Source organism: Rhodospirillales bacterium, assembly GCA_016710335.1.
In the GTDB taxonomy this organism is placed as follows: domain Bacteria; phylum Pseudomonadota; class Alphaproteobacteria; order Rhodospirillales; family Defluviicoccaceae; genus JADJXQ01.
The window spans coordinates 510,553-530,183 of sequence record JADJXQ010000001.1; the positions used below are offsets into that span (position 1 = coordinate 510,553).

The window sequence follows — 19,631 nt, forward strand, 5'->3', positions numbered from 1 at the left end:
GACGCTTGTTAATACCGATGGTTGTCTTATACCACCTTTTCTAGCGCCACACAAACGATCTTGGTGTGCGATACGTCACACCGACGAAGAAGGTATTGGAGGTAAACGTCTCGTCGCTCTGCGTTGGCGAGTTCCACCGAAAGCGATACAAGCCGGTCAATTCCCAGTCCTCGACGAACTCCCAGCGGATCCGCGGCGATACATCCGCGTATTCGCGAGTTTCCGCTGAGTCATCGTTTTCCAGCCGTTTCCGCATGTCGAACGATGCGACCGCATCGAAGTACACGTCCCGGAGCAACTGATGCCGGTAGATGCCGCGCACGGCGGTAAAGTTTTGCGCCTCTCCAGAACTGCTCGGTACCAGACCATGCTCCAGCGAGCCCGTCACGCTGGACAGCGGGCTGATGTCGAAGGTGCTATCCGCCGACACCGTTACCCCGACGTTGTCGGTGGTTTCGTCGTTTATCTTGTCCTCCGTCTTGGAGAAACGCGGCCCGACGACCATGTTGCCGCGCCATCGCGGCGAGATGTTCGTCGACACGCCTCCCACCAAGCTGAACCCGCGCGTCCTAGTAAACTCGCTGTCATAGAATCCGTAAGTCAGCGCCGAATCGAAGGCGGTCGCGGCGGTTAACTGCCGCCCGTACGTCAAGCTGCTCGAATAGGAGTCGTTATTGATTCCTCCGGATTCGTTCGGGAATCGCTCCAAGCGCGCGTTCAGGAACACCCCTACCACGTCCACCGTGGACCATTGGTATTGCCAAGTGGGGGTTACGCTGTAGGTCTGGCGTGGTTTGTTGGCAAGAATGCCGACACCCAGATCGTCAATCCCGCTGGTCCGGGTCGTATCGAAAACCGCTTCCGCGCCAAGACCGAAGCGATGTGCGCCCACCTGTTTTCCAGAGTTCAGGTTGAAGAACGAATCAGTGGAATCCAGATCCGATTCTTCGAAAAAGCGAACGATATCGACTTCGGCGCCCAAGTTTAGGAACGCTGTGGGAGATTGCAGCGCGAAGTTCACGCGACCGAGGGTGCTGGAATTCGCATCCGCAATCTCGAGAGCGTTGAGACCGATGTTATCATTGTATTCAAAGCGCTGCGAAACGGTGCCATCGACCGTCCATTCCTGCGCCGCGAGCGCCGCCGGCATCGCGGCAACGGCGAGGACCGCCATCGCGGGCAGTGAAATCGTCCGCGCGGATGAACCCTCCGACGAGATGGCCCGTCTGGTCATCATACTGCAGAGCACCTTGATTGCGGCGGCCGTCAGAACAGGGACGCAACCGGGACCACAACGGTGTCACCGCTTTGTAGCTCGACATTACTCTTGAGATCCCGCCCGCGCGAAACGTCCGAGTAACGAAACGGGATTGTGACTTGGTTACCGTTCTCGCGGCGGAGAATCTGAATACGATTTTCGCTGGCGAACTCGGTCAGACCGCCCGCCAAGCTTATCGCCTGCATCACGTCCGTCGGCTGCACGACCTGGTACTGCCCCGGCTGCCGCACTGCGCCGGTCACATAGATGCTGTTGCCGGCCGCATTCAAAACAGAGACGGCAACGACTGGGCCGGGAATGTAGCGGTCCAGCTTCTGAGCCAGTTCTTGCTCGACCTCCTGCACTGTGCGGCCGGCCACATTCATTTGTCCTGCGAGTGGAAAGGAAATCGTGCCATCCGGAAGAACCAGCACTTCGCCCTGAAGCCCTTCCTCCTTCCAGACGGAGATCGCCAGGACGTCTCCAGGATTGAGCGTATAGACTTGGTCGGCGATGGCAGTCAGCGGGATGGAGGCGACGAAGAGTGCAAAAATGAACTTGATCATGGACCTACCGCGACAGTCTGAACTGTTGGATACGAACACCAAGAAAGCCGATCTTCCACTGATTCCCGGTTGCGTTCAAGTGTAAAGGCAACGATCTCGCACCCATGTTGCCAATATGCAACATTTCCGTCGAAAGCGGCGCGGTTTGACACGATGCTGACCGAAAAACTCTGCGCATATTTGACGCGCTCCTGTGGTCGACGACGCCGTAAGACGCGCATTATCGTCAATTTACGGGAACTGGAGTGAAGCTTGGTGGGCCCGGCAGGACTCGAACCTGCAACCAGACCGTTATGAGCGGCCGGCTCTAACCAATTGAGCTACGGGCCCGGCCGGAACCTCCGCGTTCTGAAACGCATTCGGCCAAAGTGACTCTTTCGGCCGGCAAACTGCGTCGCCGGCTCCTGGAGGCCATCCGCTAGTAGTCCAGGAAGCTTCTGAGCTTTCGCGAGCGGCTGGGGTGTTTCAGCTTTCGGAGCGCCTTGGCTTCGATCTGACGAATCCGTTCGCGCGTCACTGAAAATTGTTGCCCAACCTCTTCAAGAGTATGGTCGGTATTCATCCCGATGCCGAAGCGCATGCGCAGCACGCGTTCTTCGCGCGGCGTCAGCGTCGACAGGACCCGGGTTGTCGTCTCCCGCAGGTTGCCCTGTATCGCTGCGTCGAGCGGTTGAACGGCGTTCTTGTCCTCGATGAAATCGCCGAGATGACTGTCTTCCTCATCGCCGATGGGCGTCTCCAGGCTGATCGGTTCCTTGGCGATCTTCAGAACCTTGCGAACCTTCTCCAACGGCATCGACAACTTCTCGGCAAGCTCCTCCGGCGTCGGCTCGCGCCCGATCTCATGCAGCATTTGCCGCGATGTCCTGACCAGCTTGTTGATGGTCTCGATCATATGCACGGGAATGCGGATGGTGCGCGCCTGGTCGGCGATGGAGCGGGTGATGGCCTGGCGAATCCACCATGTCGCATAGGTCGAGAACTTGTAACCGCGGCGATACTCGAATTTATCGACCGCCTTCATCAACCCGATGTTGCCTTCCTGGATGAGGTCGAGAAACTGCAGGCCCCGGTTTGTGTATTTCTTGGCGATGGAGATGACGAGGCGGAGGTTGGCCTCGATCATTTCCTTTTTGGCCTTGCCCGCCTCGCGTTCGCCTTTCTGCACTGTCGACACGATCCGGCGGAATTCGGAAACCGGCAGCCCCGCCTCGTGGGAGATCTCGCCTACCTTCTCGCGCAGCGCTTCCATCTCATCGCGATGACGCTCGGTCAAGCGGCGCCACCCGGAGCCGGACGCCTCGGCCATGCGATCAAGCCAGTCAGGCGCCAGTTCATTCCCGAAGTAGCTGGCGAGGAAGTCGGAGCGGGATATGCGGCATTCGATGGCGCGCCGCATGAGCCGCCCTTCCAGGCTGATGAGACGCCGGTTGAGCTCATAAAGCTGCTCCACCAACTGCTCGATGCGCATTCCGTTAAGGTGCACAACCTCCATCAACTCGATCAACTCCCGGCGGAGCTTGACGTATCGCTTTTCGACCGTCGGCTTGACCTCTTCGCCGCGTTGCAAGGCGTTGATGCGCGTCAGTTGGACCCGATGAAGCTTGTTGTAGGTGATCGCGATCTGCTCGAACGTATCGATGACAGTTGGCTTCAAACGCGCTTCCATCACCGAAAGGGAGACCCCTCCGCCCTCGGCGTCGTCGTCTTCTTCTTCGTCCTCCACGAGAAGATCCTGCACGGCGGGCTCGTCCTTTTCGGCCTCCGCGACGTCCGCGCCAAGGCCTTCTCCAGCTTCCGCGAGCCGATCCGGTGCTGCGACCGCCTGCGTTGGGTCAGCCGGCGCGGCACCGTCACCACTTTTTTCCCCGTGCTCGCCAGCCGTGACGCCGCCATAGGTCGCGTCCAGGTCGATGATGTCCCGAAGAAGCATGCGCCCCTCGAGCAGCGCGTCGTGCCACTGCACGATCGCACGGATCGTCAGTGGGCTTTCGCAGATGCCGCCGATCATCATCTCGCGCCCGGCTTCGATACGCTTGGCGATGGCGATCTCGCCTTCGCGCGACAGAAGCTCGACGCTTCCCATTTCACGAAGATACATGCGGACCGGGTCGTCGGTGCGGCCCATTTCCGACTCGTCGACGTTGCCGGAACGCACCTCCGCTTCGACAACCTCCGTAGGTGCGGCGGCCTCATCAGGCTCCTCAGAGTCGACGACATTGATGCCCATCTCCGACAGGAGCGACATCGTATCCTCGATCTGCTCACTCGAAACCTGATCGGGCGGCAGCGCCTCGTTTAGCTCGTCGTATGTGACGAAGCCACGCTCTTTGCCGCGACCCACCATTTTCTTGATGTTCGTGCCGAGGCTGTCGAGCAGTGGGCTGTCTGCCGTGTCCTCCTGGCTATCCGTCGCTTCGACAGCGGTCGTCGTCTGTTTCGACATGTAGCTTGTTGCTCCCGATCGAAAGTCGCTTGCCGACGATCCCTGGAGGTGTCGTGCGACGGGGCGATCTCCATTACCAGCAAACGCACTCATATCATCGCGGCTTTGCCCCCGCTTCGCCGTACGTAGTGGATTGTTCCTGGCGTTTCAGTTCCCGAAAGTATTCAAACGACCTCTCGGACATCCGATCCACAACTCCTGCCGCCAGGTCCTCCAACTCGGACCGAAGATGTTGGCGGAGGTAGAGAGAATAGGTCTCTTCCCACCCTTCAATCGCAGTTTCCAACGCGACGCCGGTCCGGGCGAAAAAAGCATGATTAAATAATTCAGGACCGATATGGGAATCCAGTGCTGTTCCCAAGCCCTGTTTCCTGAGGTGGTCCTCCAAATGTGCCGAGTCAAGGTTCGGAACCGACGCTAGCGCGTGTAAAGCTTCCTGACGAAGCCTGTCAAGGTCTTGATCCTGGAATGGTAGCGATCCGAGCCGTTCGCCGATCTGGTCGATGCTGTCCGGGTGCGCGATGAGCACGGCGAGCAAAATCGCTTCGCGTCGGCGTTCGAGCTCGGTCACGGCGTCGTTCGCCGCCGCCACTTCGGTAGCCCGATCAAACTTAGCAGGCGAAGAGCCTCTGGCGGCGAACCGCTCCTGGCGAACACTCGACAGCTTCTCGCCAATGGACGCGCGCGCCGGGCGCGCTTTCCGCATGGCAGACCACAAGCGCTCCCGGAAGTCGGAGAGGAAATGCCTTCGTAACGCTGCATCCGATATGGCCGCGGTGCGTCTCCGCACCCGCTCTTCAAGTGCCGCTCGATCCTCCGGCGACCGCAACGGTCGGCCCCCCACCTCCATCCGGTAAATCATGTCCGACAACGATAAAGCGCGCGTTAACGCCTCCCGAAGAAATTGCGGCGCGTATCGTTGATGAACCCCCTGCGGGTCGTCCAACGTATCGGTGTGAAGGAACGCGAAGCGTAGACCGAGGCCCGGCCTCAGGATCGGCAGCGAGCGCTCTGCGGCGCGTTCCGCGGCGCTCTGGCCGGCTTCGTCGGGGTCGAACAGCAGGATCGGTTCAGGCACCAGGCGCCACAGCTCGCCGATCTGTTCCACGGACAGCGCCGTACCCAGGGGCGCCACGGCGTTCCTGAACCCTGCGGCATGCAGAGCGACGACATCCATGTAGCCTTCAACGACAACCACCGTTCCCTGCTCCCGCGCTGGCCGCAGTGCATGGTGCAGGCCATAGAGCAGATGGCCCTTGCGGAACACGGGGGTCTCCGGAGAATTAAGGTATTTCGGTTCTCCCGCCCCGAGGATACGCCCGCCGAACGCGACGGGGCGTCCCTCCCGATCGTGGATCGGAAACATTACCCGTCGGCGGAACCGGTTGTATGGTCTTCGATCCCCGCCCTCAGGGGTCACCAGCAGACCGGCTTCGACCATCACCTCCTCGGATAGGCCGTCCCGCGACAAGGCGGCACGCAACCCCTCGGCCGACGGAGGCGCGTATCCGAGCCGGAAGTGCTGGATATGGTCGTCGCTGACCCCCCGCGCTTGCAAGTACGACAACGCTTCCGCCCCCTCCGGCATCCGCAGCATTCTCTCGTAGTACTTCGTTGCTGCTTCGAGAACGACATGAAGGTGGTGTCGCTGTCGTGCCTGCCCACGATCGACAGCATCTACGGGAACAGCAAGGCCGACGTCAGCCGCAAGACGTTCCACCGCCTCACGAAAGCCGAGGTGGTCCACCTCCATCGTGAAGTCGATGGCGGTGCCATGAGCGCCACAGCCGAAGCAGTGGTAGTGATCGTCGAACACCGTGAAAGAAGGAGACTTTTCTTTGTGGAACGGGCAAAGGCCAACAAGGTCTCGCCCTTTCCGCGTCAGACGCACGCGTTTCCCGGCGACCTCTGCCATAGTGGATCGAGCGCGCAGTTCTTCAAGAAACTCAGCCGGAATTGCCATTTTCTAAGCTGGCCGTCCTTCGTCCCCGCCGCATATCATGAGGATGCCCGCACTGTGTGCGGTCGCAGGATCTCAGCTCAAGCGTCGCCTCACTGCCGCACTGGCTCTCGTGAAGTCCATGCGACCACGATACCGCTGCTTTAATATGCTCATCACCTGCCCCATTTCCTTGAGCGACGTCGCCCCGATTTCTTCGACAACCGCTGCGATCGCCTGGGTCATATGGTCGCCCCGGATCTGCGGCGGAAGAAACCGCTCGATGACATCGATTTCGTGCGCCTCACGTTCAGCCAGATCGTTCCGACCTGTCTGTTGATAGGCCGTGATGCTATCGCGACGCTGTTTGACCATGGACTGCAGCAAGGCGCCGATGTCGTCATCGGGGAGTCCGCTGACGTTCCCTTTTCCGCGCTCAGCGATGTCGCGATCCTTGAGTGCAGCCAGAACCAGACGGATCGTCGAGATGGCGATTTCATCCTGTTGGAGCAGCGCTGCCTTCAACGATTCATTCAGCCGATCTCGTAATGCTGTCATCCTTGCGCCTCTGTTGATCGTCGCGACCTGAACCACAGGATGCCGAAATATGGTGGAAGTCGACAGGAAGGTCACGACTTTCAAGCGGCGGCGTAACGGCAAGCTTTATACCGGCGCAGGAATCGCGGGTGCGGGTGCTATGTTGACGCGAGCTCTTCGTTTCCGTAAGAGCGTAGCGCTGGGCGCCGGCAGACGCGTTGGGCCGGATTGAAGGTGCGACGCCGATCTTCTTCTTAGCTCAATCAGATGGTCTTGGCTCAATCAGGGAGAGTGTCCTGCATGTCGGAACTCATGGAGGCAGAAACAGGCGCCAATTCCGGGACGTCGCTAAATCCGGGTGCTCAGCCGCCGGGTGCCGATGCCGCGGTGGTCCTGGCCGACGGCAGCGTCTTGTGGGGGCGGGGCGCTGGCGCGACCGGGGTTGCGGTCGGCGAAGTGTGCTTCAACACTGCGATGTCCGGCTATCAGGAAATTTTGACGGATCCCTCGTACGCCGGTCAGATCATCGCGTTCACGTTTCCTCATATCGGCAACGTCGGGACCAACCCGGACGACATCGAGGCGACGACGCCCGCCGTCCGCGGCTGCATTTTCCGTTCGCTGATCACTGAACCCGCCAACTGGCGCGCTGCCCAGCATCTGGATGGCTGGCTCAAGTCCCACAATCTTGTCGCCGTCACCGGCGTCGACACGCGCCGGCTTACCCGACGCATCCGCGACGGCGGCGCACCGAACGGCGCCTTGATTCATGCGCCGGGCGAAGCGCTCGACGTGCATGCGCTGCGCTTCATGGCCGAGACTTGGCCCGGCCTGAAGGGGATGGACCTCACGAAGGAGGTCATGTGCCGGCAATCGTATGGGTGGGATCAGACACAGTGGGACCTTACGGAAGGATACGGCCGCCAGGTGAACGCCCGGTACCACGTCGTCGCAGTCGACTATGGCGCCAAGCTGAACATCTTACGGTGTCTTGCTGCAGCAGGATGCCGGGTGTCCGTGGTCCCAGGCACAACCAGCGCGGAAGACATTCTCGACCGCAAGCCGGATGGCGTTTTTTTGGCCAATGGGCCGGGAGATCCGGCCGCAACCGGTGCTTATGCGGTGCCCATGATCCGCAGCTTGATGGAAAACGGCGTTCCCATCTTCGGAATTTGCCTCGGGCACCAGTTGCTGGCGTTGGCGCTGGGTGCAAAGACATACAAGATGCATCAAGGGCATCGCGGCGCAAATCACCCGGTCAAGGACCTCGAAACCGGGACCGTGGAAATCACCAGCCAGAATCACGGATTCGCCGTTGATAGTGACAGTCTGCCCGCTCATGTTGTCGAGACCCATGTCTCTCTGTTCGACGGTTGCAACGAGGGACTTCGCGTGGAGGGGCTTCCGGTGTTCTCCGTGCAGTACCATCCGGAAGCGTCACCGGGACCACAGGACAGCCATCATTTGTTTCGCCGCTTCGTGGACATCATGGAGCGCCATCGCCGCTAATCGCTCGGTGTTCGCCGCTATGACAGTATAGAGGCCAAACACGTCGGCGGGCGTCCCCGGCTGAGAACAGAGGAGGACGGATGGCCAAAACTCCTGTCAGAGGCAGCATTCGCCGCGCGGCAGCCGGTTTAGCCTTAGCCTTGTGTTTTGCGGCCCTCCTGCCCGCCGTTAAGCCGTCATTGGCCGTTGACGCCGCCTCATCCGGACCACCATCGCCCGCACCCGGGTATGGCGAGACGGTGCCGACCCTGTCCGACGCACTGACGCCTGAGGCGGTGCGGGATCTCGTTTCACGCCTATCGGATGAAGACGCCCGCGCCATTCTCATTCAGCAGTTGGACAAGGTAGCGACCCAGTCCCTGCAAACGACCGAGCCAGAGGAGAGTGCGGTCGCATCGTTCCAGGATTCCATGCACACTCTCCGCGGCCGCATGGCACAGATGGTCTCGGCCGTCCCGGAGTTGCCTTCGGTCGCAACGTTCGTGGTGACGACCCTGACGCAGGACCGCGGCCCGTTCCACATTGCCGTGGTCGCATTGTTCATGGTGATCATCTTCGGCGCAGGCGCTACCGCAGAGTGGGGCTTCCGTCGCCTCATCACGCGCTTACGGGAGCCGGCCGCCGCCGAAGCCGAGCTCTCGGCCCCCTCCAAGCTCGCCATCCTGGCGCTACGTCTGCTCGCAGACCTGTTGGGGATCGCGGTGTTCGCGGTGGTCAGCATCGGCGTCTTCTTTGTCTTCTATCAAGGGCACGAACCGACCCGCCAAGTGATCACCGCGGTTTTTTGGGCGGTGTTTTGGATCCGTATCGTGTTGGCGGTGCTGCGGTGCACCATCGCGCCACAACATTCATGGCTGCGCATTCCCCCCCTGAACGAGGATGCAGCGCGACGCATTCATGGACGCCTCGCCCTGGTTACGGTGCTGATCGTCACTGCCTATTTCCTTGGAAGCGCGGCCGCCGCGCTCGGAGTGGAGGAAGACCTCCGCGTGCTCATCGCGACCTTGCTGACGACGATCGTCCTCGCGACGATCGTGGCTGTAGTGTGGGCGGATCGAGCTTCGGTCACGGCGTTGATCCTGCGGGGCGGCTCCGACGCCGGCGCGCAGCCATCCCGAGTTCGCCAACTGCTCGCCGCAAACTGGCACGTGCTGGTGACCGCCGCGATCGCGTTGATTTGGGTAGCCGGCGGCTTACACATGCTGCTGACCGGCCAGAGGGTCGCGGGGCCGATCATCGGCAGCCTTTGTATCATCGTCGCCATACCGGTGGTCGACTGGATGATACGCGCGACTTTGACCGCCCTTCTCAAGGTGCCGGCGGCGTCGCGTTGGGATGGTCCTGCAGGCTCTATCGACGCTACAGCCGGTGGCGAAGGGGTGGCCGCAGATGAGAGTGCTCCGGAAGTTGACCAGCGGAAAGATCACGCCAGACGCGAATATCGTGATGTTGTCACGCACAATTTGCGGATGGTCTTGGCGGTGGTGACGGCCGTCATCCTGGTGCGTCTTTGGGGTCTGGATGGTCGAGTTCTCTCTGCTGCGGGCATCGATCAGCATGTGTTGGGCGCAGGTCTGCACATCGTGGTCACCCTCATACTCGCTTCCGCGTTGTGGGGGATCATCCGCACCGCTGTCAAGTACGCGGCTCCGGACGTCGGTGCTGCGGGCAACGCCTTTGATGGCGAAGCGGGAGGTACCGGGGGCGGCCGGCTACAGACCCTGGTGCCCCTTCTCGGCAAGTTCATGATGATCGCCCTGATCCTTCTGGTCGCCCTCGTCATCTTGTCGGAGCTGGGCGTCAACATCGGGCCGTTGATCGCCGGCGCTGGGGTCGTAGGGCTTGCGATCGGCTTCGGCGCCCAAACCCTGGTCAAGGACATTATTAGCGGGGCCTTTTTCCTCGCTGACGATGCGTTCCGCATTGGGGAGTACATCGATACGGGTAGCGTCAAGGGCACCGTCGAGCACATCTCCATCCGCTCCCTCCGGCTCCGTCACCAAAACGGACCGGTGAACACCATCCCTTTTGGAGAGATTGCCCACCTCACGAACTTCAGTCGCGACTGGTCAATCATGAAGCTGGAGTTGCGGCTCCCGTTCGAAACCGATCTCGAAAAGGTGCGGAAGCTCATCAAGAAGGTCGGCCAGCAACTCGCCGACGACCCGGTTCTCGGTCCCCAGTTCCTTCAGCCGCTGAAATCCCAGGGTGTAAACCGAATGGACGATTCCGGATTCATCATGCGGGTCAAGTTCATGGCCAAACCCGGAGAACAATTCACTCTGCGCCGCGAAGTCTTCCATCGTGTCCAGGAAGCGTTCGCCGAAAACGGCATCCGATTCGCCCCAAGGCGCGTAATTGTGGACAGCGCAGGGGGAATACCGAGCGCCTCCGCGGCTGCCGCAGCCGCCGCACTATCGGAGCCCGCCGGCGAGCCCGACGGCAAGGCGGCCGCCGGCGTCTGACATTTTCTCCCGATGTGGGGGCTGCGCGAGGAAGATCGCGCCGGCTTCGGCGACGCTCTTCCGGAGGCGCAGCAACCCTGGTTAAATTTCTACTGGCATCGATTTCTGGGACCTGCTAGCCAAAAAGCACCAGTTCTTGTTTTAGACCCATTCGGGGTGGCCTGCAGTCGTGTCGATGCGTAACGATAGGAACAGGAATCATCGGCCGCTGCTGCTGGGACTGGCACTGGCGCTCGCCGTCATGCCGCCGCTGTGCGCGCTGCCGGTTCAGGCGGATCGTCAAGACGTGCTGCGCGACGCTCTCGGTCGAGCGTTGGATGATGTCGGCGACCGCATCGACATCAACGGCCGCTCGATCCCGACGGACAGAATGAAGGACTTTTACAGCCAAAGAAGCCTTGCTCCGCTGTGGATCGGCCCGTCCGGCTTCAACGACCGCGCCAAGCTCATCGTCGCTGCGTTCCGGGGCTCCGTTCGGGATGGACTGGCGCCCGAAAACTACATCCTCGAGGTACCGGCGCTGCTGTCACGTTCGGCGGCCGAGATGGCGAGGCGAGAGCTTCTGATGAGCGCTGCCCTCACCCGTTACGCTCTCGATATTCGAAACGGTCGCGTGGCGCCGCGGATGGTGGATCCGCTGCGGACGAATGCCAAGGCCGCCATCGATCCGGTGGCAGTGCTGACAGGAGCGGCAGCAGCTCCGGACCTGTCGGTCTATCTGGATCATCTGGCGCCGAGCCACATCGTCTATAGCGACCTGCGCCGGGTTCTTTGGCAGTATCGTCAGCTGGAGGCAGCGGGCGGCTGGCCGCTGGTGCCGGATGGACCGAAGCTGGAGCTCGGGGCGACCGACACGCGCGTCGCAGTGTTGCGCCAGCGTCTCAGGGTGACCGGCGATCTCACCGTCATTGATCCGGCCGATCCGAACCACTTCGACGCGGGATTGGAGGCCGGAGTCAAAGCGTTTCAGAAGCGGCATGGCCTTGAACCTGATGGAGTTGTCGGCAGACAAACGCTTGCTGCGCTCAGGGTGAGCGCAGAGGCACGGGTCCATCAGATCATCGTGAACATGGAACGCTGGCGGTGGATGCCGGATGGCCTTGGTGATCCGCACATACTCGTCAACATGGCCGGGTTCGAGCTCGACCTGATCGAAAACGACAAAGTCGCGCTCAAGATGCGCGTGGTGGTGGGGCGCCCGTATCGGCAAACCCCGGACCTTAGCAGCCACGTCACCTATCTCGTGTTGAATCCCTACTGGAACGTTCCTCGGAGCATCGCCGTCAAGGACATTCTGCCCAAGGTGCAGGATGATCCGTTCTATCTCGTCGATCAGGGACTACGTGTCTACGACGGCTGGCAGAACGGCGTAGAAGTGGATCCGCTGATGATCGACTGGTGGTCGCTCTCCGACGCGTCTTTCTCCTACCGCTTGCGCCAGGATCCAGGTCCGAAAAACGCACTCGGGCGCATCAAGTTCATGTTTCCAAACGATCATGCCGTCTACCTGCACGACACGCCGTCGCGGGCACTGTTCCTCAAAAGCGTGCGCACCCTCAGTTCCGGCTGCATTCGCGTCGAGGAGCCGCTGGCACTGGCAGAGCGGCTCCTGAACGGAAGCCAGGGCTGGACCTTGGCGGCGATCCGGCGAGCCATCGCCAGCGGCGAGACAACCTCGGTGAGGCTACAGAAACCGGTGGCGGTGCATCTGGTGTATCTCACTGCCTGGGCCGGTGAAGAGGGCACCGTTCAGTTTCGGCATGACATCTATGGCCGCGACAAAAAGTTGGCCGCAGCCTTGTTTGGCGACGACCCTTAAGGTTGCGTTAGCCATGCGTGGGTAGTGTCACGGGATGGGAGCTTCTTCGTTTCGACACAATTCCGATGTCAATTCCGCGCCGACGGTGAACGCCGCGGGACATTTCGATGCGACAATACAACAAGCGATGGGAAAGGAGTGGGTCGACGTGTGGGCTGATGATATTAAGCCGGAGTTTTCGCGACGGGACTTGTTGGGCATGGGCGCCGGTGCGCTGATCAGCATTTGCCCGATCTCCGCTATAGCCGGGACGGTGCGCGGCGCGCATCGCAGTGTGGCGCTGCGCAATGTTCGAACTGACGAGGCGCTCAAGCTCGTCTACTGGGAGGGCGGCCGCTATGTTCCGGAGTCCCTGCGTGAGATCAACCACATCCTGCGCGATTTCCGCACCGGCGAAACCGCGCCGATCAAAGTTCGGCTTGTAGATCTGCTTTACGCAATGCAGCGGCGGATCGGCGCATCCAAAGCGATCAACATCGTCAGCGGCTACCGCTCCCCGGAGACCAATGCGATGCTGCGGCGTAGTAGTCGCGGCGTCGCGAAGAACAGCTACCACATTTCCGGCATGGCGGTGGACATCAAGATACCGGGATACACCACCTCGCAAGTCGCCGGGCTCGCCAAGAGCCTGAACGTCGGCGGCGTCGGGTACTACCCGCGCTCGGGCTTCGTTCACGTCGACGTCGGGCCGGTGCGAAGCTGGCGCGGTTGATACCGCCCGAACTCCAGAGATGGGGTTTGCCGCCCACTGGGACGGCCGGCCGCACTGCGCGGAACTGAGGGGGGCATGCCCAGCAAGATCTTGTCGACCGTCATCAAGCTGGCCCTGGCCTGTCTGGTTGTGGGGTTGATCCTGTCCCTGCTTGGCCTGTCACCTGCCGATTTTTTCCGAAGTCTGTTCGACGCTGCCCGTGACTCACTCGCATGGGGGCGCAAGTCATTGGGGTGGGCGTTCGAGTACATCGTGATTGGCGCCGCCGTGGTGATCCCCATATGGCTCGCCATGCTCGTGTTCCGTTTGATCAATCGTCGCTGACGCTTCGAGTAGCTTGATGATTTTACTGATCGGCGTGGAGGCGGCATGAGGCAGGGTACCAGGGCGAGAGTGTCGATAACAAACTGAGTTGGCCGCTTTAGGTACCACATGAATTGACCGCTTCTGTTGTGGCTGATGGCCCTGTGGGGTTGTGGGGAAGGCGTAGCCTTGTCCACAAATCCACGGGGCTGGCGGGCGTCGAAGCAGGTCACGCCGCCTGTTGATCGGCGTCGTCGATCGGATTTCCGTCGGGCGCATAGCGCGCCAGGCGCCGCGGCCCGTGGAACACGGCCAGCGTATCGTCGGGGTACTCGTGAACCCGGACACGCGCCTTGACGTAGTGGTGGCGGTGACGATCCGCCGGGATCTGCAGGATCCGGTTGCGGTAGCGCACCGTGTTATCATTACCGACGACGCGCTTTTCCTGGATGCAGAGGACGTCCTCGAGAATGCCGGCGGGGCAGGCGGTGAACGCCGAGCCCGGTTCGGCCGGCGGCCGCCCGAAGCGGGCGTTGTGCTCGGGGATGTAGACCTCCCGCGCGGTCCCGGTTGGCCTCCTCCATGGTGGTGATCCCGGCTTCCCGCAACGCCTGCGGCAGGCGGCCCTGCAGGGTCCCAAACATGCGCTCCGAGCGGCCGCGGGCTTCCGGCGAGTACGCCGCGATCAGCTCGATGCGGAGCGCGGCGAGTGCCCGGCCGACCTGGGTCGGGTTGTCCTTGTCGACCTTGCCGCCGGCTTCCGGGGTATGCCAGTAGTGCGACCCGCGATCCGCATAGAGCGCGCAGAACACTCCCCGCTCCGAGATCACCTCGTCGAGCGCCCGGAAGCTCGACATCGTCCCCTCCTCGGCGACGAAGAACGCCGAGTAGATCTCCGACGTGGCGTCGTCCATGGTGACGATCAGATCCCAGCGCTCGCCCGGCACCCACTCGTGGCGGGAGCCGTCCTGGTGCAGCATCATTCCCGCCATCGGCCGCCGCGGCCGCTTTCGCCGGTGGGCCCCGCGACGTGGCGCCGGCGTGATCCGCCCGCATCGCTGCAGGGTCAGTCGCACCCAGTTGTAGCTCCGTCGGCAGCCGTGCTCCGAGACCAGCTTCTCGTGGAAGTGCTTCGGCGTGAAATCGAAGTACCGCGTGTCGAACAGCTCCAGAACCCGCGCCACCTCGTCCACCGCCGCCCGCCGCGCCGAGGCCCGGCCCAGACGCCGGTCGTAGAGACCCTCCGCGCCAGACTCCTCGTACCGGCCCCGCCAGCGCCGAAACGTCCGCTCCGGCATCCCCAACACCTCAGCCGCCTCCGACACGCTCAGCCGACCCCGGCAGACCTTGCCGTAAACCTCCTCGAACTTCATCAGACGTAGCCCTTGCAAACACTCTGTCCGTCGCATCCCGCTCCCTCCGTCTGGAGCAGTTCTAATCCCGGACAGATCATGTGTTCCCTACGCCGGACATACCTCGTGTTAGCGACAGCCGGACGCGATGCGGCTTGGCAATCATTGGACGTCGTGTATGATCCCCGGCCACCTGAGGCCGCGCGGCCTAGCGGAGGCGACGATGACCATACCCGAGGCACTGGCGTTCGACGACGTGTTGCTGGTGCCCGCAGCGTCGCAGATCATTCCCCAGGACGCAGACACCCGCACCCGGCTGACCCGCTCCATCACCATCGGCATTCCGCTGGTCTCGGCGGCGATGGATACGGTGACCGAGAGCGGGTTGGCCATTGCCATGGCCGAAGCCGGCGGCATCGGCGTCATTCACAAGAACATGGACGTGAAACAACAGGCCGGCGAGGTGCGCAAGGTCAAGAAGTTCGAGTCCGGAATGGTGGTCGACCCCATGACCATCCATCCGGAGGCGACGCTGGCGGACGCGCTCTGCCTGATGAGCGCCCACAAGTTCTCCGGCGTGCCGGTGGTCGAGAAGGAAACCGGGCGGCTGGTCGGTATTCTCACCAACCGGGATGTTCGATTTGCCGCCGACCCGCTTCAGCCGGTCCGCGAATTGATGACCGAGCACGCGCCCGACAAGCCGCTGATCACCGTGCGGGATGGGGTTACCCGCGACGAGGCGAAGCGCCTCCTCCACAAGCACCGGATCGAAAAACTGCTGGTCGTCGATGACGCCGAGCGCTGCATCGGGCTGATCACGGTCAAGGACATCGAGAAGGCGGCGCGCTTCCCCAATGCCTGCAAGGACGGGCAGGGGCGGCTTCGCGTCGGCGCCGCGACCGGGGTCGGCGCGGACGGGATGGCGCGGGCCGAGGCGCTGCTCGAAGCCGAGGTGGACGTCGTCGTCGTCGACACTGCCCACGGCCATTCTCGCGGCGTGCTAAAGGCGGTCGAAAGCATCAAGCGCTTGAGCAACTACGCCCAGGTCATCGCCGGCAACATAGCGACATCCGACGGGGCGCGCGCCCTGATCGATGCCGGGGCCGATGGCGTCAAGGTGGGCATCGGCCCCGGCTCCATCTGCACGACCCGGGTGGTGGCGGGAGTGGGTGTGCCGCAATTCTCGGCTATCCGCGAGGTGGCGGAGGTCTGCCGCGACAAGGACGTGCCGTTGATAGCCGATGGCGGCATCCGCTACTCCGGCGATCTCGCCAAGGCGATCGCCGCCGGCGCGGATTGCGCCATGATCGGCTCGCTCTTCGCCGGCACCGACGAAAGCCCCGGCGACGTGTTCCTCTACCAGGGCCGGTCCTACAAGTCCTATCGCGGCATGGGTTCGATCGGCGCCATGGCGGAGGGATCCGCCGACCGCTACTTTCAGCAAGAGGTGAGGGACCGCCTGAAAATGGTTCCGGAAGGCGTCGAGGGACGAGTTCCGTACAAGGGGCCGGCGGCACAAATCATCCGCCAGTTGATCGGCGGGCTGAGTTCGGCCATGGGCTACACCGGCAACCCCAACATCGCCGAGATGCAGCGGCGCTGCGCGTTCCGGCGGGTGACCGCGGCCGGTGTGCGCGAGAGCCACGTTCACGACGTCACCATCACCCGAGAGGCCCCGAACTACCAGTTGCCGGAGTGAGGCAGAGGTTCAAAGGTTCACCGTTCAGGCTGATGAGAGGCCGCAGTGGGCGATGATGAACCGGGCGATCGCCGGCACGTCGTTGAGATCCAGCACGGGACGGTCGAGTCTGGGGAGCGGCGCGTCGGACGCCACGGCGACGATCTTGGGGTCGGACCCGCAGAGCAGCGGCTTGCCGAGCGCCGGCCGGTGAACTTCCAGCCTGGGATGGGGGAGCGCCTTGAAGCCCTCGATAAGCAGCAGGTCGACCGGAGTCAGCCTCGGCATCAGTTCGGAAAAAGTCGGCTCCGGCGCGCCGCGCAGCTCGTGGATCAGCGTCAACCTGGCGGACGACAGCAGCACCACATCGGTGGCGCCAGCCGCCCGGTGGCGGTAGCTGTCCTTTCCCGGGCGGTCGAGATCGACGGCATGGGAGGTGTGCTTGACCGTCGAGACGCTGAACCCGCGCCCGATGATGACCGGCAGCAGAGCCTCCAGCAAGGTCGTCTTGCCGCTGCCGCTCCACCCCATCAGCCCGAAGACTTCCATGCCGCGGTCCTTGATGCCGCCATCCCGAAGCGCCACTAGACCGCGTCATCCGCGAGGCTGCCCTTGCGGCGCAGATGCCTCGGCTCCTCCTCATCGCGGCCGGCATCGGCGTCGAAGTGGATGCGGTGGGTGCCTGAGAGCGCGATGAAGCGCCTGCCGCGCGCGCGCCCGATCAGGGTCAAGTCGGCGCGCCGCGCCAGCTCGACCCCCCAGGCGGTGAAGCCGGAGCGGGAGATCAGGATAGGGATCTGCATCTGCACGGTCTTGATCACCATCTCGCTGGTCAGCCGCCCGGTGGTATAGAAGATCTTGCCCTCGGCGGCGATGCGGTTGAGATGCATGTAGCCGGCGATCTTGTCCACCGCGTTGTGGCGGCCGACGTCCTCCATGTAGATCAGCGGCCGGTCGCCCTCGCACAGCACGCAGCCGTGGATGGCGCCGGCCTTCAGATAGAGGCTCGGCGTCGTGTTGATCGCCCGGGTCAGAGCGTAGAGCCACGACGTTTGCAGGCGGGCAGCGGCGTCGAGGGTTATGGTCTCGAACTTCTCCATGACGTCGCCGAAGATCGTGCCTTGGGCGCAGCCGGACGTCAGCACCTTCCGGCTGAGCTTGGCCTCGTAATCGGTTGTGCGGGATGTGCGGACGACGACGGTGTCGATCTCGCCGTCGTAATCGATAGCGGTGATCTCATCGTCCGGCAGCAGCATGTTCTGGTTGAGCAGATAGCCGACCGCCAGATAGTCGGGATGATCGCCGATGGTCATCATCGTGACGATCTCCCTGCCGTTGAGGAACAACGTCAGCGGCCGCTCGACGATCACCTGCGCTTCGGCCGGACGCCCGTCCTGATCGACGCCCTCCAGGCGGGCAGTGAGGCGCGCGTCGGCTGGATCAGGCAACAACAGCGGCGACGCCATGGATCGTCCTCCCCAAGCCGTCCTGGCCGGCTTCCGTTCAACAGCAATTTGTGGATAGAGTAATCGCTGCGGCGGCCGGTGTCTGCCGCGACGGGTTCGGGATGAGTGCGGGAGATGCCTTATGCGACGTTGTGGCGTTCGCGGACCATGGCGCCGCTTGCGTCTCTGCATCAGGGTCGCGGGCGTGATGCTGCTTTCGGCTGTGGTTGCCTCGGTTGCCTCCCCGCCAGCGGTCGCCGATTTCATCGGTCATGGCGGCATGGTGCGAAGCGTCGCGGTGTCTCCGGACGGCGCCCGCGTCCTCACCGCCAGCTTCGACTACTCCGTCAAGCTGTGGGCGTTCTCCGACCAGGACCTCGTGCGCACCATGTCCGGCCACACCGCGCCGGTCAACGCCGTTGCATTCGTGGCGGACGGGCGCACCGCGTTGAGCGCCGGCGACGACGGCACGCTGATCCACTGGGATGTGGAAACCGGGGCGCCGCGGTGGCGCACGGCCGATCTCGAGGCCAAGCTGTCGGATATCGCCGTGGCGCCCGATGGCGCGGTCGCGGCGACGGTCGGCTGGGACGGACTGGTGCGGCTCTGGAACCTCGACGACGGGGCGGAGATCGCGAGCATCCACCATGATCAAGGGATCAACGCGGTGGCATCCGTCCGCAACGGCACCGCCTTCGCCACCGGCGACAAGGCCGGTGTCATCCGGATCTGGGAAGCGTCGGGCGCAGGGGAGTGGCGGAAGATCGCGGAACTGGCGGGCCACACGATGGCGGTAACCGACCTTGTCGACAATCCCGGCGGGCGCTCCCTGCTGTCGACCGGCATCGACGGCGCCGCGCGCCTCTGGGACCTGGATACCGGCCTCGAGATCGTGGCGTTGCGCGGCCACGACGGCCCGGTCCTGGCGGCGGCAGTGTCGGCGGACGGGGCCGCGGCGCTCACCGCCGGCCGGGACGGGCAGGTCATCGTCTGGTCGCTGGCATCCGGTCTGCCGAAGCGGTCGCTCGCCGCCCACGACGAGCCGGTGTGGTCGGTCGCGTTCACGCCCGACGGGCGCTTCGGGGTCTCTGCCGGATCCGACGGCAGCGTGCGGGTCTGGCATCTGGAGAGCGGCGCCCGCGTTGGCCTCGAGATCGCGGATGACACGGAGCCGCGGCCGTGGGAAACGAGCACCCATCCGGGCGCCCGGCTCTATCGCGCCTGCGCCCGTTGCCACACGCTGTCGCCGGATGGCATCTCCCGATCGGGCCCGCACCTGGCCGGCCTGTTCGGCCGCCGCGTGGGCTCGGTGCCGGGCTACGACTACTCGCCGACCCTCCGCCGCGCCACCTTCACCTGGAACCGAGAGACTCTCACCGCACTGTTTGCCGAAGGCCCCCACGCCTACGTCCCCGACTCCAAGATGCCCCTTCAGCGAGTCTCCAACCCTGAGGACCTGTCGGCGCTGGTCGACTACCTGGAAGAACTGACGGCGCCCCGCAGCGGAAAAACACCGTAGCGCGGATGTGCGCGGCGCAATCCAGCGCGCCGGCGCGGTGATATGTTGAGTTACGCTACGCTAACCCGCCCTACGCGTCCACG

Annotated in this window: 16 protein-coding genes and 1 tRNA gene; 7 read left to right on the plus strand and 10 right to left on the minus strand. The window is 63.0% G+C overall.

The annotated features are described in order from the left end of the window. Positions 1-40: 40 nt before the first annotated feature. The 6 genes from IPM60_02330 to IPM60_02355 all read right to left on the minus strand — a co-directional run bounded on the left by IPM60_02330 (position 41) and on the right by IPM60_02355 (position 6,767). Complete coding sequence (locus tag IPM60_02330; protein MBK8906760.1) at positions 41-1,237, minus strand: outer membrane beta-barrel protein; 1,197 nt, start codon at positions 1,235-1,237, stop codon at positions 41-43. Positions 1,238-1,266: 29 nt separating this feature from the next. After that, positions 1,267-1,824: a polysaccharide biosynthesis/export family protein gene (locus tag IPM60_02335; protein MBK8906761.1), complete on the minus strand. Its 558-nt coding sequence runs from the start codon at positions 1,822-1,824 to the stop codon at positions 1,267-1,269. A 253-nt stretch (positions 1,825-2,077) separates the two neighbouring features. Next, a tRNA-Ile gene (locus tag IPM60_02340) sits at positions 2,078-2,154 on the minus strand. Between the two features lie 88 nt (positions 2,155-2,242). Next, a complete protein-coding gene (rpoD, locus tag IPM60_02345; GenBank protein ID MBK8906762.1) occupies positions 2,243-4,270 on the minus strand; it encodes an RNA polymerase sigma factor RpoD in 2,028 nt (675 codons plus the stop codon). A 94-nt stretch (positions 4,271-4,364) separates the two neighbouring features. After that, positions 4,365-6,233 carry a DNA primase gene (locus IPM60_02350; protein ID MBK8906763.1) on the minus strand — a complete coding sequence of 623 codons (1,869 nt, stop codon included), beginning with the start codon at positions 6,231-6,233 and terminating at the stop codon, positions 4,365-4,367. Between the two features lie 72 nt (positions 6,234-6,305). Next, a complete protein-coding gene (locus tag IPM60_02355; protein MBK8906764.1) occupies positions 6,306-6,767 on the minus strand; it encodes a GatB/YqeY domain-containing protein in 462 nt (153 codons plus the stop codon). A gap of 279 nt (positions 6,768-7,046) precedes the next feature. Between IPM60_02355 and carA the strand changes: the two genes are divergently transcribed. The 5 genes from carA to IPM60_02380 all read left to right on the plus strand — a co-directional run bounded on the left by carA (position 7,047) and on the right by IPM60_02380 (position 13,575). After that, positions 7,047-8,255 carry a glutamine-hydrolyzing carbamoyl-phosphate synthase small subunit gene (carA, locus tag IPM60_02360; protein ID MBK8906765.1) on the plus strand — a complete coding sequence of 403 codons (1,209 nt, stop codon included), beginning with the start codon at positions 7,047-7,049 and terminating at the stop codon, positions 8,253-8,255. A 239-nt stretch (positions 8,256-8,494) separates the two neighbouring features. Then, the gene (locus tag IPM60_02365) at positions 8,495-10,720 is read left to right on the plus strand and encodes a mechanosensitive ion channel family protein (GenBank protein MBK8906766.1); all 2,226 of its coding nucleotides are present in this window, start codon (positions 8,495-8,497) and stop codon (positions 10,718-10,720) included. Positions 10,721-10,895: 175 nt separating this feature from the next. Further along, positions 10,896-12,539 carry a L,D-transpeptidase family protein gene (locus IPM60_02370; GenBank protein ID MBK8906767.1) on the plus strand — a complete coding sequence of 548 codons (1,644 nt, stop codon included), beginning with the start codon at positions 10,896-10,898 and terminating at the stop codon, positions 12,537-12,539. A gap of 127 nt (positions 12,540-12,666) precedes the next feature. Continuing rightward, entirely contained in the window at positions 12,667-13,251 is a 585-nt protein-coding gene (locus tag IPM60_02375; GenBank protein MBK8906768.1) for a DUF882 domain-containing protein, read from the plus strand. Positions 13,252-13,326: 75 nt separating this feature from the next. After that, positions 13,327-13,575, plus strand: a complete 249-nt coding sequence (locus IPM60_02380; protein ID MBK8906769.1) for a hypothetical protein — start codon at positions 13,327-13,329, stop codon at positions 13,573-13,575. Positions 13,576-13,783: 208 nt separating this feature from the next. Here IPM60_02380 and IPM60_02385 read toward each other — a convergent pair whose 3' ends face one another. After that, positions 13,784-14,026, minus strand: coding sequence for a hypothetical protein (locus tag IPM60_02385; GenBank protein MBK8906770.1), 243 nt, complete (start codon positions 14,024-14,026; stop codon positions 13,784-13,786). Then, positions 13,980-14,927: an ISNCY family transposase gene (locus IPM60_02390; GenBank protein MBK8906771.1), complete on the minus strand. Its 948-nt coding sequence runs from the start codon at positions 14,925-14,927 to the stop codon at positions 13,980-13,982. The genes IPM60_02385 and IPM60_02390 overlap by 47 nt, the downstream gene beginning before the upstream one ends. A gap of 202 nt (positions 14,928-15,129) precedes the next feature. Between IPM60_02390 and guaB the strand changes: the two genes are divergently transcribed. Next, a complete protein-coding gene (guaB, locus tag IPM60_02395) occupies positions 15,130-16,605 on the plus strand; it encodes an IMP dehydrogenase (protein ID MBK8906772.1) in 1,476 nt (491 codons plus the stop codon). A gap of 24 nt (positions 16,606-16,629) precedes the next feature. Here the strand turns inward: guaB and mobB are convergent, their stop codons facing one another. Both mobB and IPM60_02405 read right to left on the minus strand, forming a co-directional pair. Further along, the gene (mobB, locus tag IPM60_02400; GenBank protein MBK8906773.1) at positions 16,630-17,133 is read right to left on the minus strand and encodes a molybdopterin-guanine dinucleotide biosynthesis protein B; all 504 of its coding nucleotides are present in this window, start codon (positions 17,131-17,133) and stop codon (positions 16,630-16,632) included. Positions 17,134-17,168: 35 nt separating this feature from the next. Then, entirely contained in the window at positions 17,169-18,050 is an 882-nt protein-coding gene (locus IPM60_02405; protein ID MBK8906774.1) for a formate dehydrogenase accessory sulfurtransferase FdhD, read from the minus strand. Between the two features lie 187 nt (positions 18,051-18,237). Here IPM60_02405 and IPM60_02410 point away from each other — a divergent pair, with 187 nt between their 5' ends. Further along, a complete protein-coding gene (locus IPM60_02410; GenBank protein MBK8906775.1) occupies positions 18,238-19,548 on the plus strand; it encodes a hypothetical protein in 1,311 nt (436 codons plus the stop codon). Positions 19,549-19,631: the final 83 nt, after the last annotated feature.

Coding starts and splice junctions, on each gene's coding strand:
- IPM60_02330 (MBK8906760.1), bottom strand. CDS start 1,237: ATGATGACCAGACGGGCCATCTCGTCGGAGGGTTCATCCGCGCGGACG.
- IPM60_02335 (MBK8906761.1), bottom strand. CDS start 1,824: ATGATCAAGTTCATTTTTGCACTCTTCGTCGCCTCCATCCCGCTGACT.
- rpoD (MBK8906762.1), bottom strand. CDS start 4,270: ATGTCGAAACAGACGACGACCGCTGTCGAAGCGACGGATAGCCAGGAG.
- IPM60_02350 (MBK8906763.1), bottom strand. CDS start 6,233: ATGGCAATTCCGGCTGAGTTTCTTGAAGAACTGCGCGCTCGATCCACT.
- IPM60_02355 (MBK8906764.1), bottom strand. CDS start 6,767: ATGACAGCATTACGAGATCGGCTGAATGAATCGTTGAAGGCAGCGCTG.
- carA (MBK8906765.1), top strand. CDS start 7,047: ATGTCGGAACTCATGGAGGCAGAAACAGGCGCCAATTCCGGGACGTCG.
- IPM60_02370 (MBK8906767.1), top strand. CDS start 10,896: ATGCGTAACGATAGGAACAGGAATCATCGGCCGCTGCTGCTGGGACTG.
- IPM60_02375 (MBK8906768.1), top strand. CDS start 12,667: ATGGGAAAGGAGTGGGTCGACGTGTGGGCTGATGATATTAAGCCGGAG.
- IPM60_02380 (MBK8906769.1), top strand. CDS start 13,327: ATGCCCAGCAAGATCTTGTCGACCGTCATCAAGCTGGCCCTGGCCTGT.
- IPM60_02390 (MBK8906771.1), bottom strand. CDS start 14,927: ATGAAGTTCGAGGAGGTTTACGGCAAGGTCTGCCGGGGTCGGCTGAGC.
- guaB (MBK8906772.1), top strand. CDS start 15,130: ATGACCATACCCGAGGCACTGGCGTTCGACGACGTGTTGCTGGTGCCC.
- mobB (MBK8906773.1), bottom strand. CDS start 17,133: ATGGAAGTCTTCGGGCTGATGGGGTGGAGCGGCAGCGGCAAGACGACC.
- IPM60_02405 (MBK8906774.1), bottom strand. CDS start 18,050: ATGGCGTCGCCGCTGTTGTTGCCTGATCCAGCCGACGCGCGCCTCACT.
- IPM60_02410 (MBK8906775.1), top strand. CDS start 18,238: ATGCTGCTTTCGGCTGTGGTTGCCTCGGTTGCCTCCCCGCCAGCGGTC.